11 protein-coding genes and 2 riboswitches are annotated in these 14,490 nt (G+C 64.2%); of the genes, 6 read left to right on the plus strand and 5 right to left on the minus strand.

Annotated features, from left to right (window positions below; translation table 11 throughout):
- Window positions 1-44: 44 nt before the first annotated feature.
- Window positions 45-149, plus strand: a riboswitch (glycine riboswitch).
- A gap of 11 nt (window positions 150-160) precedes the next feature.
- Window positions 161-290, plus strand: a riboswitch (glycine riboswitch).
- A gap of 115 nt (window positions 291-405) precedes the next feature.
- The 6 genes from gcvT (at window position 406) to AWB70_RS03350 (ending at window position 8,642) form a co-directional block, all read left to right on the plus strand.
- Window positions 406-1,530, plus strand: coding sequence for a glycine cleavage system aminomethyltransferase GcvT (gene gcvT / locus AWB70_RS03325; protein WP_053567170.1), 1,125 nt, complete (start codon window positions 406-408; stop codon window positions 1,528-1,530).
- A 62-nt stretch (window positions 1,531-1,592) separates the two neighbouring features.
- Window positions 1,593-1,973 (plus strand): glycine cleavage system protein GcvH, encoded by a 381-nt coding sequence (gene gcvH / locus AWB70_RS03330; RefSeq protein ID WP_014192652.1) that lies wholly within the window; start codon window positions 1,593-1,595, stop codon window positions 1,971-1,973.
- Between the two features lie 51 nt (window positions 1,974-2,024).
- On the plus strand, window positions 2,025-4,952 hold the full coding sequence (gene gcvP / locus AWB70_RS03335; RefSeq protein ID WP_045451473.1) for an aminomethyl-transferring glycine dehydrogenase: 2,928 nt from the start codon (window positions 2,025-2,027) through the stop codon (window positions 4,950-4,952).
- A gap of 113 nt (window positions 4,953-5,065) precedes the next feature.
- Window positions 5,066-6,136, plus strand: coding sequence for an alginate lyase family protein (locus tag AWB70_RS03340; RefSeq protein WP_087086211.1), 1,071 nt, complete (start codon window positions 5,066-5,068; stop codon window positions 6,134-6,136).
- 21 nt (window positions 6,137-6,157) lie between these two features.
- Complete coding sequence (locus tag AWB70_RS03345) at window positions 6,158-7,546, plus strand: L-serine ammonia-lyase (RefSeq protein WP_053567168.1); 1,389 nt, start codon at window positions 6,158-6,160, stop codon at window positions 7,544-7,546.
- Between the two features lie 106 nt (window positions 7,547-7,652).
- Window positions 7,653-8,642 (plus strand): DUF7946 domain-containing protein, encoded by a 990-nt coding sequence (locus AWB70_RS03350; protein ID WP_053567167.1) that lies wholly within the window; start codon window positions 7,653-7,655, stop codon window positions 8,640-8,642.
- Here the strand turns inward: AWB70_RS03350 and flhA are convergent, their stop codons facing one another.
- From flhA to flgA, 5 genes are all read right to left on the minus strand, one after another.
- Window positions 8,643-10,748 (minus strand): flagellar biosynthesis protein FlhA, encoded by a 2,106-nt coding sequence (gene flhA, locus AWB70_RS03355; protein WP_053567166.1) that lies wholly within the window; start codon window positions 10,746-10,748, stop codon window positions 8,643-8,645.
- On the minus strand, window positions 10,745-11,953 hold the full coding sequence (gene flhB / locus AWB70_RS03360) for a flagellar biosynthesis protein FlhB (RefSeq protein ID WP_014192645.1): 1,209 nt from the start codon (window positions 11,951-11,953) through the stop codon (window positions 10,745-10,747). The genes flhA and flhB overlap by 4 nt, the downstream gene beginning before the upstream one ends.
- 212 nt (window positions 11,954-12,165) lie before the next feature.
- Window positions 12,166-12,600, minus strand: coding sequence for a flagellar protein FlgN (locus AWB70_RS03365; RefSeq protein ID WP_053567165.1), 435 nt, complete (start codon window positions 12,598-12,600; stop codon window positions 12,166-12,168).
- A gap of 91 nt (window positions 12,601-12,691) precedes the next feature.
- Entirely contained in the window at window positions 12,692-13,018 is a 327-nt protein-coding gene (gene flgM / locus AWB70_RS03370) for a flagellar biosynthesis anti-sigma factor FlgM (protein WP_014192643.1), read from the minus strand.
- A 180-nt stretch (window positions 13,019-13,198) separates the two neighbouring features.
- Window positions 13,199-14,464, minus strand: coding sequence for a flagellar basal body P-ring formation chaperone FlgA (gene flgA / locus AWB70_RS03375; RefSeq protein ID WP_053567164.1), 1,266 nt, complete (start codon window positions 14,462-14,464; stop codon window positions 13,199-13,201).
- Window positions 14,465-14,490 lie beyond the last annotated feature (26 nt).

The raw sequence follows: 14,490 nt of genomic DNA on the forward strand, positions 1-14,490 counted from the left end.
CCCCGAATCCGTTTGACAACCCGAAATCGGTCGCGTAAATTCTGCCGCACGCGTCGGGAGAGCGCGTGGCCTGTCGTCGCAACGAAAAAGGCCGCGCCGCCGAAGGGGCATACCCGCAAACTCTCAGGCAAAAGGACCGACGGCGTCGAGGAACGAAGTTTCCTCGCACTCTGGAGAGCGGCAGCGGCTTCATCGAAGCCAGTTGCCCACCGAAGGGGCGCGCGATGAATCGCAGCACGAACGTGCACGGTTCGCGCAATCTCTCAGGTACCGAGGACAGAGGGGTCACGCATCGCAACCGCTCGCGGCATGAGCCTTGCGCGCTGCTTCCGGCAGCACGAAGGCGCATCCGATAAGCGAATACTGCGCTGCGTGGCCTTTTTTGTTTCGCGAACCGAGGCCCCGATGACTTCACTTCAACAGACGCCCCTGCACGCCGCCCACCTCGCGCTCAACGCGCGCATGGTCGATTTCGGCGGCTGGGACATGCCCGTCAACTACGGTTCGCAGATCGACGAGCATCGCGCGGTGCGCACAGACGCCGGCATGTTCGACGTGTCGCACATGCGCGTCGTCGATTTCGAAGGCGAGGCCGTCCGCGAATTCTTCAGGTACGCAATCGCCAATAACGTCGACAAGCTCACGACGCCCGGCCGCGCCCTCTATTCGTGCCTGCTCAACGGCAACGGCGGCGTCATCGACGATCTGATCGTCTACTACTTTTCCGAAACGAGTTTCCGCGTCGTCGTGAATGCGGGCACGGCGGAGAAGGACATCGCCTGGTTCGGTCAGTTGAATGCCGAGGGCGAATTCAATCTTTCCATCACGCCGCGCCGCGATCTCGCGATCATCGCCGTGCAGGGCCCGAACGCGCGCGAAAAAACCTGGCAAGTGCTGCCCGACACGCGCGCGCAAACGCAGGACATCAAGCCGTTCAACGCCGTCACGGTTCAATCCGCGAAATTCGGCGAACTGATGCTCGCGCGCACCGGTTACACCGGCGAAGACGGTTTTGAGATCGTCGTCCCGGCGACGCATGTCGAAGCGCTGTGGAACGCGCTCGCCGATGCAGGCGTGAAGCCCGCCGGCCTCGGCGCGCGCGACACGCTGCGTCTCGAAGCGGGCATGAACCTTTACGGCCAGGACATGGACGACGACGTATCGCCGCTCGACGCCGGCCTCGCGTGGACCGTCGATCTGAAAACGGAACGCGATTTCGTCGGCCGCAGCGCGCTGGAGGCGAACGGCTCGAAGGCGAGCTTCGTCGGGCTCGTGCTCATCAAGGAAAACGGCAAGGCGGGCGGCGTGCTGCGCGCGCATCAGAAAGTCGTGACGCAACAAGGCGAGGGCGAGATCACGAGCGGCACGTTTTCGCCGTCGATGCAGGAATCGATCGCGTTCGCGCGCGTGCCGGCGGGTGTTGCAGCGGGCGACACGGTGCAGGTCGTCATCCGCGACAAACAGCTTCCCGCGCGCGTGGTAAAACTTCCGTTCGTGCGCAACGGCAAGGTTCTGGTCGAACTTTCGTAACGCCGTCGCGCCCGTTCCCTCCGATCAAGAAACTCACGAAAGAACCACGCAAGGAGCATTCAATGAGCATCCCGGCCGATCTGAAATACACCGAATCGCACGAATGGGTCCGCACCGAAGCCGACGGCACGCTGACCGTCGGCATCACCGATCACGCGCAGGAAGCGCTCGGCGACATCGTGTTCGTCGAACTGCCGGCCGCGGGCAAGACCGTCGCGGCGGGCGATGCGATCGCCGTCATCGAATCGGTGAAGGCCGCTTCCGATATCTACGCACCGGTCTCGGGCGAAGTGGTCGCGTCGAACGACGCGCTCACGTCCGCGCCGGATCAGGTCAACGGCGCGCCGTACGAAAGCTGGCTCTTCAAGATCAAGCCGTCGGGCGACGCCGGCCTCGACAAGTTGCTCGATGCCGAAGGCTACGGCAAGTCGATCGGCGAATAATCTATCTCACGGACGAAGGCCGCCGCGCCTTCGTCGTCAGCAGGAATTCACATGAAGCTCGAACACCCGGATCGCCTGATGAACCGCACCCCTTTGTCACTCGCCGCGCTCGAATGCCACGACGCATTCGCCGAGCGGCACATCGGCCCCGATGAAAAAGACCAGCGCGCGATGCTCGATGCGCTTGGCTTCGCGTCGCGCGCGGCCTTCATCGACGCGGTGATTCCTGAATCGATCCGCCGCAAGGAAACGCTGCCGCTCGGCGCGTTCACGCAGCCCAAGAGCGAGGCCGAAGCGCTCGCCTACCTGCGCAAGCTGGCGGACGAGAATCTTGTGTTCCGGACTTACATCGGCCAGGGTTACTACGGCACGCATACGCCGGCGGTGATCCTGCGCAACGTGCTCGAAAATCCGGCGTGGTACACGGCTTATACGCCGTATCAGCCGGAGATTTCGCAAGGGCGTCTCGAAGCGCTCCTGAACTTCCAGCAGATGGTGATGGACCTGACGGGCCTCGCGATGGCGAACGCATCGCTGCTCGACGAAGCCACCGCCGCCGCCGAGGCGATGACGCTGCTGCAACGCGTCGGCAAGCCGAAATCGAATGTCTTCTATGTGGCGGACGACGTTTTGCCGCAGACCATCGAAGTGGTGCAGACGCGTGCGAAGCCGGCGGGCATCGAAGTGAAGGTCGGACCGGCCGCGGATGCCGCGAGCGCGAACGCGTTCGGCGTGCTGCTGCAATATCCCGGCGCGAACGGCGACGTGCGCGACTATCGCGAACTGGCGGAAAAGATTCACGCGGCGGGCGGTCATGTGGTCGCGGCGGCGGATCTGCTCGCGCTCGCGCTCATCACGCCGCCGGGCGAATGGGGCGCGGATGTGGCCATCGGCAATACGCAGCGGTTCGGCGTGCCGGTCGGCTTCGGCGGCCCGCACGCGGCGTACATGGCCGTGCGCGACGAGTTCAAGCGCCAGATGCCGGGCCGTCTCGTCGGCGTGACGGTCGATGCGCAAGGCAATCCCGCGCTGCGTCTCGCGCTGCAAACGCGCGAACAGCACATTCGCCGCGAAAAGGCGACGTCGAATGTCTGCACGGCGCAGGCGCTGCTCGCGATCATGGCGAGCATGTACGCGGTGTATCACGGACCGCGCGGCATCAAGACGATCGCGCTGCGCGTGAACCGCGTCGCGTCGATTTTCGCGGCGGGTCTTCGCAAACTGGGCTACACGATTGCGAACGAAACGTTCTTCGACACGGTCACCGTGCAAAGCGGCGCAAACACGACCGCGCTGCATCAGGCGGCCTACGCGGCGCGCATCAACCTGCGCCGTGTGAGCGCCACGCAAGTGGGCGTGTCGCTCGACGAAACCACCACGCGCGACGACCTGCTCAAGCTCTTCGCGCTCTTCGCGGAAGTCGCGGGCAAGACCGAAACGTTCGATATCGACGCGCTGGACGCTTCCGTGAGCGATCCGATTCCCGGCGCACTGAAGCGCGAAAGCGAATATCTCACGCATCCGGTCTTCAATCGCCATCATTCCGAGCACGAAATGCTGCGTTATCTGCGCAGTCTCGCGGATAAGGACCTCGCGCTCGACCGCACGATGATCCCGCTCGGTTCGTGCACGATGAAGCTCAACGCGACCTCGGAAATGCTGCCGGTGACGTGGCCCGAGTTCGCCGCGATTCATCCGTTCGCGCCTGCCGAGCAGACGCTCGGCTATCGCACGATGATCGATCAGCTCGAACAGATGCTCGTCGCGTGCACGGGTTACGCGGCGGTGTCGCTGCAGCCGAACGCGGGTTCGCAGGGCGAATACGCGGGCCTGCTCATCATTCACGCGTATCACGAGTCGCGCGGCGAAGGGCATCGCAACGTGTGCCTGATTCCGGCGTCCGCGCACGGCACCAATCCGGCGTCGGCGCAGATGGCGGGCATGCAGGTCGTCGTCGTCGCGTGCGATGCGAACGGCAACGTCGATATCGACGACCTGAAAGCGAAGGCCGAGAAACATTCGGCGAATCTCGCCGCGATCATGATCACGTATCCGTCGACGCACGGCGTGTTCGAGCGCAACGTCCGCGAAATCTGCGAGATCGTGCATGCGCACGGCGGCCAGGTGTATGTCGATGGCGCGAACATGAACGCGATGGTCGGCCTCTGCGCGCCCGGCCAGTTCGGCGGCGACGTCTCGCACCTGAACCTGCACAAGACGTTCTGCATTCCGCACGGCGGCGGCGGGCCGGGCGTCGGTCCGGTCGCGGTCGGCGCGCATCTGGCGAAGTTCCTGCCGAATCAGGCGTCCACCGGTTACAAGCGCGATGAAGCCGGCATCGGCGCGGTGTCGTCGGCGCCGTATGGCTCGGCCGCGATCCTGCCGATCTCGTGGATGTACATCGCGATGATGGGCGCGCAAGGCCTCACCGCCGCGACCGAAAGCGCGATTCTCGCGGCGAACTATGTCGCGAAGCGCCTCGCGCCGCACTATCCGGTGCTCTACAGCGGCGCGGGCGGTCTCGTCGCGCACGAATGCATTCTCGACGTTCGGCCCATCAAGGAATCGAGCGGCATTTCGGTGGAAGACGTCGCCAAGCGCCTGATCGACTACGGCTTCCATGCGCCGACGATGAGCTTCCCCGTGCCCGGCACGCTGATGGTCGAGCCGACCGAATCGGAATCGAAGGAAGAGCTCGACCGTTTCATCGACGCGATGATCGCGATTCGCGAGGAAATCCGCGCGGTGGAAGAAGGCCGCGCCGATCGCGAAGACAACGTGCTCAGGAACGCGCCGCATACGGCGGCGGAGGTCACGTCGGATGCGTGGTCGCACAAGTACACGCGCGAAGCGGCGGCGTATCCGCTGAAGTCGCTGATCGCGCGCAAGTACTGGTCGCCGGTCGGGCGCGCGGACAACGCCTATGGCGATCGCAATCTGATGTGCTCGTGCGTGCCGATCTCTGACTACGCGGAGTAAGCTGACAACGTAAAGCATTGTCGGACGGTATCGCGGCGCGCGTCGAACCGGCTAACATCTCACCCCGGACCAAAGCCAATCAAGGAGTTCGCATGGCGCGGAAGGTGCGAGAGATGAAACAAATAGGCCGATTCACGGCGCTGGCGATACTGTGCGCATGCTCGTTGACGGCGCAAGCCGCGATGAATTTCTGCGCCGCGCCCGCGATGCAGACGAGCGAGCGCACCAATGCCGATCCCGGCGTGAAGGCGCTCGTGAAGACGGTGCAATCGCACGTCAACGATCAGCCGAAACCGCGCGCGAAGCTGCACACCGAAGGCACGCTGCCGCACGAAGGCATTTACGACGAGAGCATCGAAGCCGAAAAAGATCTCGGCCTGATGCGCGATGCGGCGCTCGCGTGGCGTGCGACCGGCGACGAGCGCTATCTGCGTCTCGTCGACCGATTTCTGCTGGCGTGGACCACGACGTATCAGCCGAGCTTCAACCCGATCGACGAGACCCATTTCGAATCGTTGATTCTCGCGTACGACCTCACGGCGAGCGCGTTGCCCGTGAAGACGCGCAACGCGGCGAACGCCTTCATCACGAAGATGGTGACGGGCTACGTCGCCGATATGGACAAGCAACCGCGTCCGCTCACAGGCAATTACCGCAACAACTGGCAGAGCCACCGCGTGAAACTGGTCGCGATGGGCGCGTTCACCATCGACGACCGCAAGCTCATCAACGCGGCGCAGCGGCTGTTCGTCGAGCATATCGGCGACAACATCGCGCCGGACGGATCGACGGTCGATTTCGCCGAACGCGATGCGCTGCGCTACGTCACCTACGATCTTCAGCCGCTCGTCACGGCGGCGCTCGCCGCGCGGCGGCACAACCGCAACTGGCTGCCGGAGCGCGCGCAGTCGGGCGCGACGCTGGCCGTGGCGCTCAACTGGCTCACGCCGTATGCGCTCGGCACGAAGACGCATGACGAATTCGTGAAGTCGTCCGTGGCTTTCGACGCCAAGCGTCGCGAAGCCGGATTGCCGGGCTTTTCGGGTCAGTGGGACCCGAAGAACGCGGCGGAACTCTTTCATCTGGCGGCGCGTCTCGACGGCCGCTACACGCCGGTCGCGCTGCGGCTCGCACCGACGCCGCCCGCCTGGCTCGCGGTGTGTCTGCCGCTGCCGGCGCGTTAAAACTTTCGGGTAGGTGATGTCATGGCAGTCAGCGTATTCGACCTCTTCAAGATCGGCATCGGACCTTCGAGCTCGCACACCGTCGGACCGATGCGCGCCGCCTTGATGTTCGCGCAAGGGCTCGAGCGCGACGGGCTGCTCGCCTCGACGGCGTCGGTGAAATGCGAGTTGTACGGCTCGCTCGGCGCGACGGGCAAGGGCCACGGCACCGACCGCGGCGTGATGCTCGGCCTGATGGGCGACGCGCCCGATACCGTCGATGCCTCGCGCATCGTGCCGCGGCTCGACGCCGTGCGCGCCTCGAAGAAGCTGGCGCTGCTCGGCACGCACGAGATTCCGTTCACGCTGAAAGAATGCATCGTGTTTTATCGGCAAGCGTTGCCGGAGCATCCGAACGGCATGAAGCTCTACGCTTTCGACGCGCACGGCGCACTGCTGCGTGAAGCGACGTATCTGTCGGTCGGCGGCGGTTTCGTCGTGACGGCGGGCGCGGCGAACACCGCGGTGCTGACCGCGCACGAGCAGTTGCCGTATCCGTTCCAGACCGGCGACGAGTTGATGAAGATGTGCGCGGAATCGGGCAAATCGATCGCGCAGCTGATGTGGGAAAACGAGCGCGTCTGGCATAGCGAGGAAGCGATTCGCGCCGGGCTGCTGCGCATCTGGGACGTGATGCAGGATTGCGTCGCGCGCGGGTGCGGCATCGGCAATCCGGAGGCGGAAGGTTGTTTGCCCGGGCCGTTTCAGGTGAAACGGCGCGCGCCGCAGTTGTATCGCGCGCTGGCGGGCAAGCCGGAACAGGCGCTGCGGGATCCGTTGTCGATGATCGACTGGATCAATCTCTATGCGATCGCGGTGAACGAAGAGAATGCGATCGGCGGACGGGTCGTGACTGCGCCGACGAACGGCGCGGCGGGGATCATCCCGGCGGTGCTGCATTACTACGACCGGTTCGTGCCGGGTTCGAACACGCAGGGCGTGATCGATTTTCTTTTGACGGCGGCGGCCATCGGCATTCTGTACAAGATGAATGCTTCCATCTCCGGCGCCGAGGTGGGATGTCAGGGCGAAGTCGGCGTCGCGTGCTCGATGGCGGCCGGCGCCTTGGCGGCCGTGCTCGGCGGAACGCCTGCGCAAGTGGAGAATGCCGCGGAAATCGGCATGGAGCATAACCTCGGGCTGACTTGCGATCCGGTTGGCGGCATGGTGCAGATTCCGTGCATCGAGCGCAACGCGATGGGCTCGGTGAAGGCCGTCAACGCCGCGCGCATGGCCATGCGTGGCGACGGGTCGCATTATGTTTCGCTGGACTCCGTCATCAAGACGATGCGGGAGACGGGCGCGGATATGAAGACCAAATATAAAGAGACGTCGCGCGGCGGGTTGGCGGTGAATATTGTGGAGTGTTGAGGGCTTATATCGGGCCGCGATGAGGCGCAAGTCGTCCATCCGGCCGATTTCCGGCGCGCGAATCATTGCTTAGGATGACGATATGAGTCATCGAATGGAACGAGCAATGAATGAAGTTATCGACATAGCGGCGTGGCGTTGCCTCGCCACCATCGGCGTGCGCTACGAAGGCAACGACGCCGCGTCGCATGAGATTGATCTGAATCAGCTCGGACAGTCCATTCAGGGCTTAGCACGCATCTTCGCGTTGTGCTCCAATGCGTTGCTGACGGGCGAACTCAACACGCATCTTGAAGCGCTCGATGTCCGCGTGGTGTGCTCGCCCGTCATGGAACATCGTTGCTTCGAAGTCCTGGCAATGGTGAAAAGCATGGCGACTAGCAAGGAACTATGGTCCGGCGCGTTTGGGGCCGTGCTTGCTGTCGTGATTCAGTACGTACTGTCTCGACGCGAGCAAGATCAAATGAAATACGTCAACGAAATATTGTCACGGCGCGATCAGGAAATGTCCCGGCGCGACGAGGAATTCGCTCGACGCGATCAGAATCAGACCCAATACGCCAGCGAAAGCCTGCAACACGTCCACGATGCGTTGCAGATGGCGTTGCGAAACAATCAGGCGAACACCGAGAGCGTCGTCGGCATGGCTGACAAGCTGGTGTCGCTCATCGACAAACTCACCGAAATCCTCCGCTCCGCCGCAACCCAGGCGCTCAGTCCAATCGACCGCTCGTGCAGTCAAATCGATCTCTATGTCGAAGGCGACCGGTTCATGACGCTGGACAAGGACCACAAGCGCGCGTTTTCGCGGGCAGCCGTCGTGCCGTCCGAAAGCAGGCAGTATGTCGGCGTGATTTCGGAGTTCGACATGACGACCGGCGCATGCAAGGTCACGCTCGACGGCGACACCGAGCGCGTACCCGCCATCGTGATCGATCCGTCCTTCAATCGGCCCGACAATCGCTACGTGCAGGCGATGCTTTTCGGCGACGCGCTCCGCTTTTTCGCGAGGGCGGATCTGGACCTGGAAGGCCGTCCCGTCAGGCTGTACATTTCCGATCCGGCGGAAGATAAAGCGGAACTCGCCGACGCGTAATCACGCCCCGATCAAATTCACCACCTTCACGTTCCGCGTATCCGGCACTTCGGCATAAGAAATCACCTTCAACTGCGGCAAGCTTCTGCGCAAGAACCGCGCGAGCATCGCCCGAAGCGAATGCTGCACGAGCAACACCGGCGGCAAGCCCAGATTCTGCTGACGCATGATCGCGTTTTGCGTCGAGTTCAGCAGCGTTTGCGCAAGGCCCGGCTCCAGACCCGGATTCGCACCGGTCGACAATGCCTGCGACAGCACACGCTCAAGCGTCGGATCGAGGCCCATCACCTGTAAATCGTCGGCGCCCGGATACCACTGCTGCGTGATCGCACGGCCCAGCGCGAGACGCACCGCCGCGGTGAGATCGTGCGGATCGGACATGCGCGGCGCATGTTCCTGCAACGCATCGAGGATCGTGCGCATATCGCGAATCGGCACGCTTTCGTCGAGCAGGTTCTGCAACACCTTCTGCAACGTCGTGAGGGACAGCACCTTCGGCACCAGATCGTCCGTGAGCGAAGGTGTGTCCTTGCCGATGCGCTCGATCAGCGCCTGCACTTCCTGACGTCCAAGCAACTCCGCCGCGTGCGTCACGACAAGATGGTTCAAATGTGTCGCGACGACCGTGCTCGCATCGACCACGGTGTAGCCATACACCTGAGCCTGTTCGCGCAAATTCGTGTCGATCCACACGGCGGGCAGCCCGAACGCCGGGTCGGTCGTCTGGTTGCCCGGCAGCGCGGCCGAAACCTGGCCCGGATTGATCGCGAGCCACTGCCCCGGAAACGCCTCGCCGATGCCCACTTCCACGCCCTTCAGCGCGATGCGATAGCCATTCGGCCGCAGCTCCAGATTGTCGCGAATGTGAATGACCGGCGGCAAAAAGCCGATTTCCTGCGCGAATTTCTTGCGAATACCCTTGATGCGCTTGAGCAGTTCGCCATCGCTGTTGCGATCGACGAGCGGAATCAGGCGATAACCCACTTCCAGCCCCAGCGGATCGATGAGCGACACGTCTTCCCAGCTCGCCTCCGCGTTCTCCGCCGTCGCGGCGGCGGCGCTCGCCGCGAGCGGCGTGACATCGGTGACGGCGCTTTTCTTCTTCGCCTCGGCGCGCTTGTTCATCGTGCGCGCAGCGTAGATGAGACCGCCGCCGAGCAGCATGAACGCGAAGTGCGGCATGCCCGGAATCAGGCCCATGATGCCGATGATCACGCCCGTGATCATCAGCACGCGCGGATTCTGGAACAACTGGCCGGTCAACTGCGTGCCGATGTCTTCCTCGGTCGCGACGCGCGACACGATCACGCCCGCCGCCGTCGAGATGATGAGCGACGGAATCTGCGCGACGAGGCCATCGCCGATCGTCAACAGCGTGTAATTGGTCGCCGCGTGCGCGAAGTCCATGTCGTGCTGGAGCATGCCGACGATCAGCCCGCCCACCACGTTGATGACCATGATCAGCAAGCCGGCGATCGCGTCGCCGCGCACGAATTTCGATGCGCCGTCCATCGAACCGTAGAACTCCGCTTCCTGCGCCACGGCCTGACGGCGCTTCTTCGCGGTCTCTTCGTTGATGAGGCCGGCGTTCAGGTCGGCGTCGATGGCCATCTGCTTGCCGGGCATCGCGTCGAGCGTGAAGCGCGCGCCGACTTCCGCGATACGCCCCGCGCCCTTCGTGATCACCATGAAGTTGATGATCATCAGAATCACGAACACGACGATGCCGACCGCGAAGTTTCCGCCAACGAGAAAGTGCCCGAACGATTCGATCACCTGACCGGCGGCATCCGGGCCGGTGTGGCCTTCGAGCAGCACGATACGCGTCGACGCCACGTTCAGCGACAGGCGCAGCAGCGTGGAAAACAGCAGCACGCTCGGGAACGCCGCGAAATCGAGCGGCTTTTGCGTGTACATGCTGACGAGGAGCACCATCACCGAGAGCGCGATGTTGAAGGTGAACAGCAGATCCAGCAAAAACGCGGGCAAGGGCAGAATCATCATGCCCAGGATCATGCAGATCAGGATCGGGCCGGCTAAGGCGCGAAGGTTCTGCGTGCCCAGCGCGTCAGGCCGTTTGGCGAAAAATCCAGCGCGCGCGTTCATGCTGCGGCTCCATTGTCAGTGTTGTCGCCGGTCAGGGCCTCGGCGGCCTCCCGATCGGCGTCGGCGTCGGAAACGCCGCCTTTGTCCAGTTCCTTCGGCACGTCGAGATCGGACGGCTCGTCCGGCTTGATCCCGCCGTCTTCTTTGTAGCGCTTGAGCTGATACACCCACGCCAGCACTTGCGCGACCGCGCCATACAGCGCACCGGGAATCTCGCGGTTGATCTCGACGTTGTGATACAGCGCACGCGCGAGCGGCGGCGCTTCGAGCAGCGGCACGTTGTGCTCGCGGCCCAGTTCGCGAATGCGCGCCGCGACCAGATTCACGCCCTTCGCGACGACCTTCGGCGCGCGCATCTGGCCGTCGGTGTACTGCAGCGCGACGGCAAAGTGCGTCGGGTTCGTCACGATGACATCGGCGGTCGGAATCGCCTGCATCATCCGGCGACGCGCGGCCGCGCGCTGCTGCTGGCGAATCTTGCCCTTGATGTGCGGATCGCCTTCGCTTTCCTTGTGCTCGCGCTTCACTTCTTCCTTGCTCATGCGCAGCTTCTTCGCGTGCGAGTACAACTGATACGGCACGTCGACGGCCGCGACGAGAAACAGCCCGGCTATCGCCATGCCGCAGCACACGAAAATCAGATGCATCGCGTCGGCGAGCGCGAGAGAAAGCGGTTTGGTCAGCAGGCCCAGCACTTCGGCCTTGCGGCTCCAGATCGCCCAGCCCGCCATGCCGCCGACGACCACCGTCTTCAGCACCGACATGCCGAGCTGCACCGGCCCTTGCATCGAGAAAATCTTGCCGAGGCCGCTGATCGGATTGAGCCGCCCGAAGTTCGGCGCGAGCGGCTTCGTCGTGATGAGCCAGCCGCCGAGCGCCATCGGTGCGGCGAGCGCGGCGAAACCCGAGAGCAAGAGCACCGGCAGCACGGCGAACAAGCCTTCCTTGCTCGCGTTCGCCGCGCCGATCATCATCTGGCGCGTGTCGAGCACGGTTTCGTGATTGAAGGTGAACGCGCCGCGCAGAATCGACTGCAAATGCTGGCTGATCGGCCCCGACAGGCCCCACACGCCGAAAAATCCCGCCGCGAGCAGCGCGAAAGAGGCGAGTTCCCGCGAGCGCGCAACCTGGCCTTCCTCCCGCGCCTTTTCCAGGCGCTTGGGAGTCGCTGATTCGGTTTTTTCGAGATCGCTTTCTTCTGCCACCGGACCCTACTCCGTTGCTTGCATCGTTTGCCATTGCAAGCGGCGCGAAGCCGCTTTTGGATGAAAGCGATTATTGCGGAAGGCGTCGAGCGGCCATCGGCGGATAAAGCCGGGGAAAAGGGGGTTATTCGGTAGATGAAAGCGCCGGAAACAAAAGCGGCGCGTGCCTCGCCTGAAGCACGCGCCGTTTCGCCGATGATGTTCCGTGCCGCTCAGCCGCCCGGCACGCGACCGTCCGGGCCGTAGAAGCCGCTTTTCGACGGCGCGACCTGCAATGCGGCGAGCGCCTTGCGGTTGTAGTCCATGCGCGTGCGGATCAGCACACCGTTGTTGTTGTTGCCCTGCTTCGCGCGACGGGCGGCGGCGGTGAGCAGCGCCCATTGCTCGGCGATCGCGCGGTCGTCGGCGGCCGCGGCTTCCATGCCGACGAAGCCGCCGGGAAAACCGAGTTCGTTCAACTGCGCGTCGCGGGCCTTTTCGAGCACGGCGATGCGCTCGGTCAGCGCGGTCTTGTTCTCGATGATCGAAGGCAGCGCCGGAAGCGGCTGCGCGGCGATCAGCGCTTTTTCCTCTTCGACGAGGAGGTTTTCGAAGGCCTGAACAGCGGCGACTTCTTCGGTGACGGTAGCAAGCAGGGCGTCTTTCATTGCATCGCTCTTAAAGCAGAAGCGGTTTCAAAAAGCCGCCCGGTTTCGCGAACGCTCGCCGTCACGCGCTCGTCGCGCGCCGGGGAAGCGTTCAGCCGCCGGTCGGCGGGGTTCTCGTTTGCAGCAGGTCGCGCGCGGTGCTCAGAATGCCGTCGGCGATCTTGCTCGTGTCGATCTTCAGGCTGCCGTCGCGGATCGCGGCCTTGATCGATTCGACCTTCGCCGTATCGATGTCCGAGCCGTTCGATGCGCGCAGGTCGCTCGACAGCGACGACAAGCTCACCGTCGAGTTCTGCGCCGGATTCGCGTCCGACTGTTGCACGTTGCCCGCAGCGCCTTTTGCGTCGTTCTGCGACGCGCGCTGGAGGGTGTCCTGAAGGCTTGCCAGATTGGTGTTGCTATTCGATTCGATTTTCACGATGTCCATTCCCGAACGTGTTGAGTCCTTTATCGGCGGTGGGTCTTGAAAACTTTACCCTGCCCGCGGACTGCCAACTGCCGTTCGACCTGCTTGACGCGCCGAGAGCCTTATCTGGCGGGCTTCGAGCGCATTTGCAACAAAATGAAACAAACGTGGGGGACCGAACACATCGGTTCGTTACAGCGAAATCTCCACCGTCTGGGCGTCTTTCACGACACCGGTGATGATCTGGCCCGCGGCGGTTTTCACACGAATCTGCTGGCCGGGCGCGGCGTTGTTCATCGCGGTGCCTTCGGCGGAAATCGAGAAGCCGGAGCCGCCAGCGACCACGCGCACGCTCTGGCCGATCGCCACGGAAGTCGCGGCGCGCAGCATGTCGGTGCGCAGCGGCAAACCCGCCGGCACGCGCGAGAGCGCCACCGCGCCCACGGCCTGCGCCGGATCGGTGACGATGGCCTGCGGCATCGCGGTGATATCCCCGTCGCGGGCGACGAGATCGGCGTTGGTCAGCACTTCGCCCGGCGCGATCGCGCGCGCAGCCTGATAGTAAGTGGCGTTGATCGACACGCGCGCCTGGACATAGAGCGTCCAGGGCCGCTCGCCGACGCAGCGCACGCCGACGGTCATGCGGCCCCAGAGCCGCGCGCCGGTCGGCATGAACGGATCGAGCGCGGAGCAGGCGGCGAGGCCGCGCGGAAACACCGGCGTGACGGCGATCTCGACCTTGCCCGGCAAGCCCGCGGCCTGCTGCTGCAGAAAATTGAGCGCGGCGACGCGGATCGATTCGCCGTCCTGCATCGCGGCGCCCGCGCCGGCTGGCTGCGGCGAGGCGGTTGCCGCCACCGACGGATTGAAGCTCACGCGCTGCATCGGCGATGCGGGGCTGGCCGCGATCGGTTTCGCACCCGTCGCGCGGGCGAGGCCATCGTCGCGCGTCACGACGACGGGCATGACATCGCGCGAGGCCGAAGCCGCGGGCGCTCTCGCGAGCGCCGGCGTGACAGAGGCAACCGGCGTCGCGGGCGCGGCAGCGCGCGCAGGCTTCGCATCGCCGGGACCGGGAATGACGATCATGCCGCTCGCGTCGTTCATCGAGTCATCGGCGGCGTCGGCGCGGGCTTCGAGTTCGAGCGCGGCGTTGCGCATTGCGGCGTCGGCGGCTTTCGTCGCGGCGCGATAGCCGGACTGCATCGCCGGGGCGGGTAAAGAGGCGGGCGCGCGCGCGGCCGCCGGAGCCGGAGCCGCGCTCAGCTTCTGCGCCATATCGGCCGCGGCGGCGGGATTGGTCTCCGCGTTGCCCGGAATGACGATCATGCTGTCGCCTGGCTGGGCCTGCGCGCTCAACACGACGCCCATGAACAGCGACGCGCCCAGCGTGCGGCGCGCGAACGTCGCTGCGGCGCGAGCCGTAGGGTTCGATGCACGCTTTGCGGACCTGCTCATCACTTCTCTCCAATTCCTGATTCGAT

The organism is Caballeronia cordobensis (assembly GCF_001544575.2).
GTDB lineage: Bacteria > Pseudomonadota > Gammaproteobacteria > Burkholderiales > Burkholderiaceae > Caballeronia > Caballeronia cordobensis.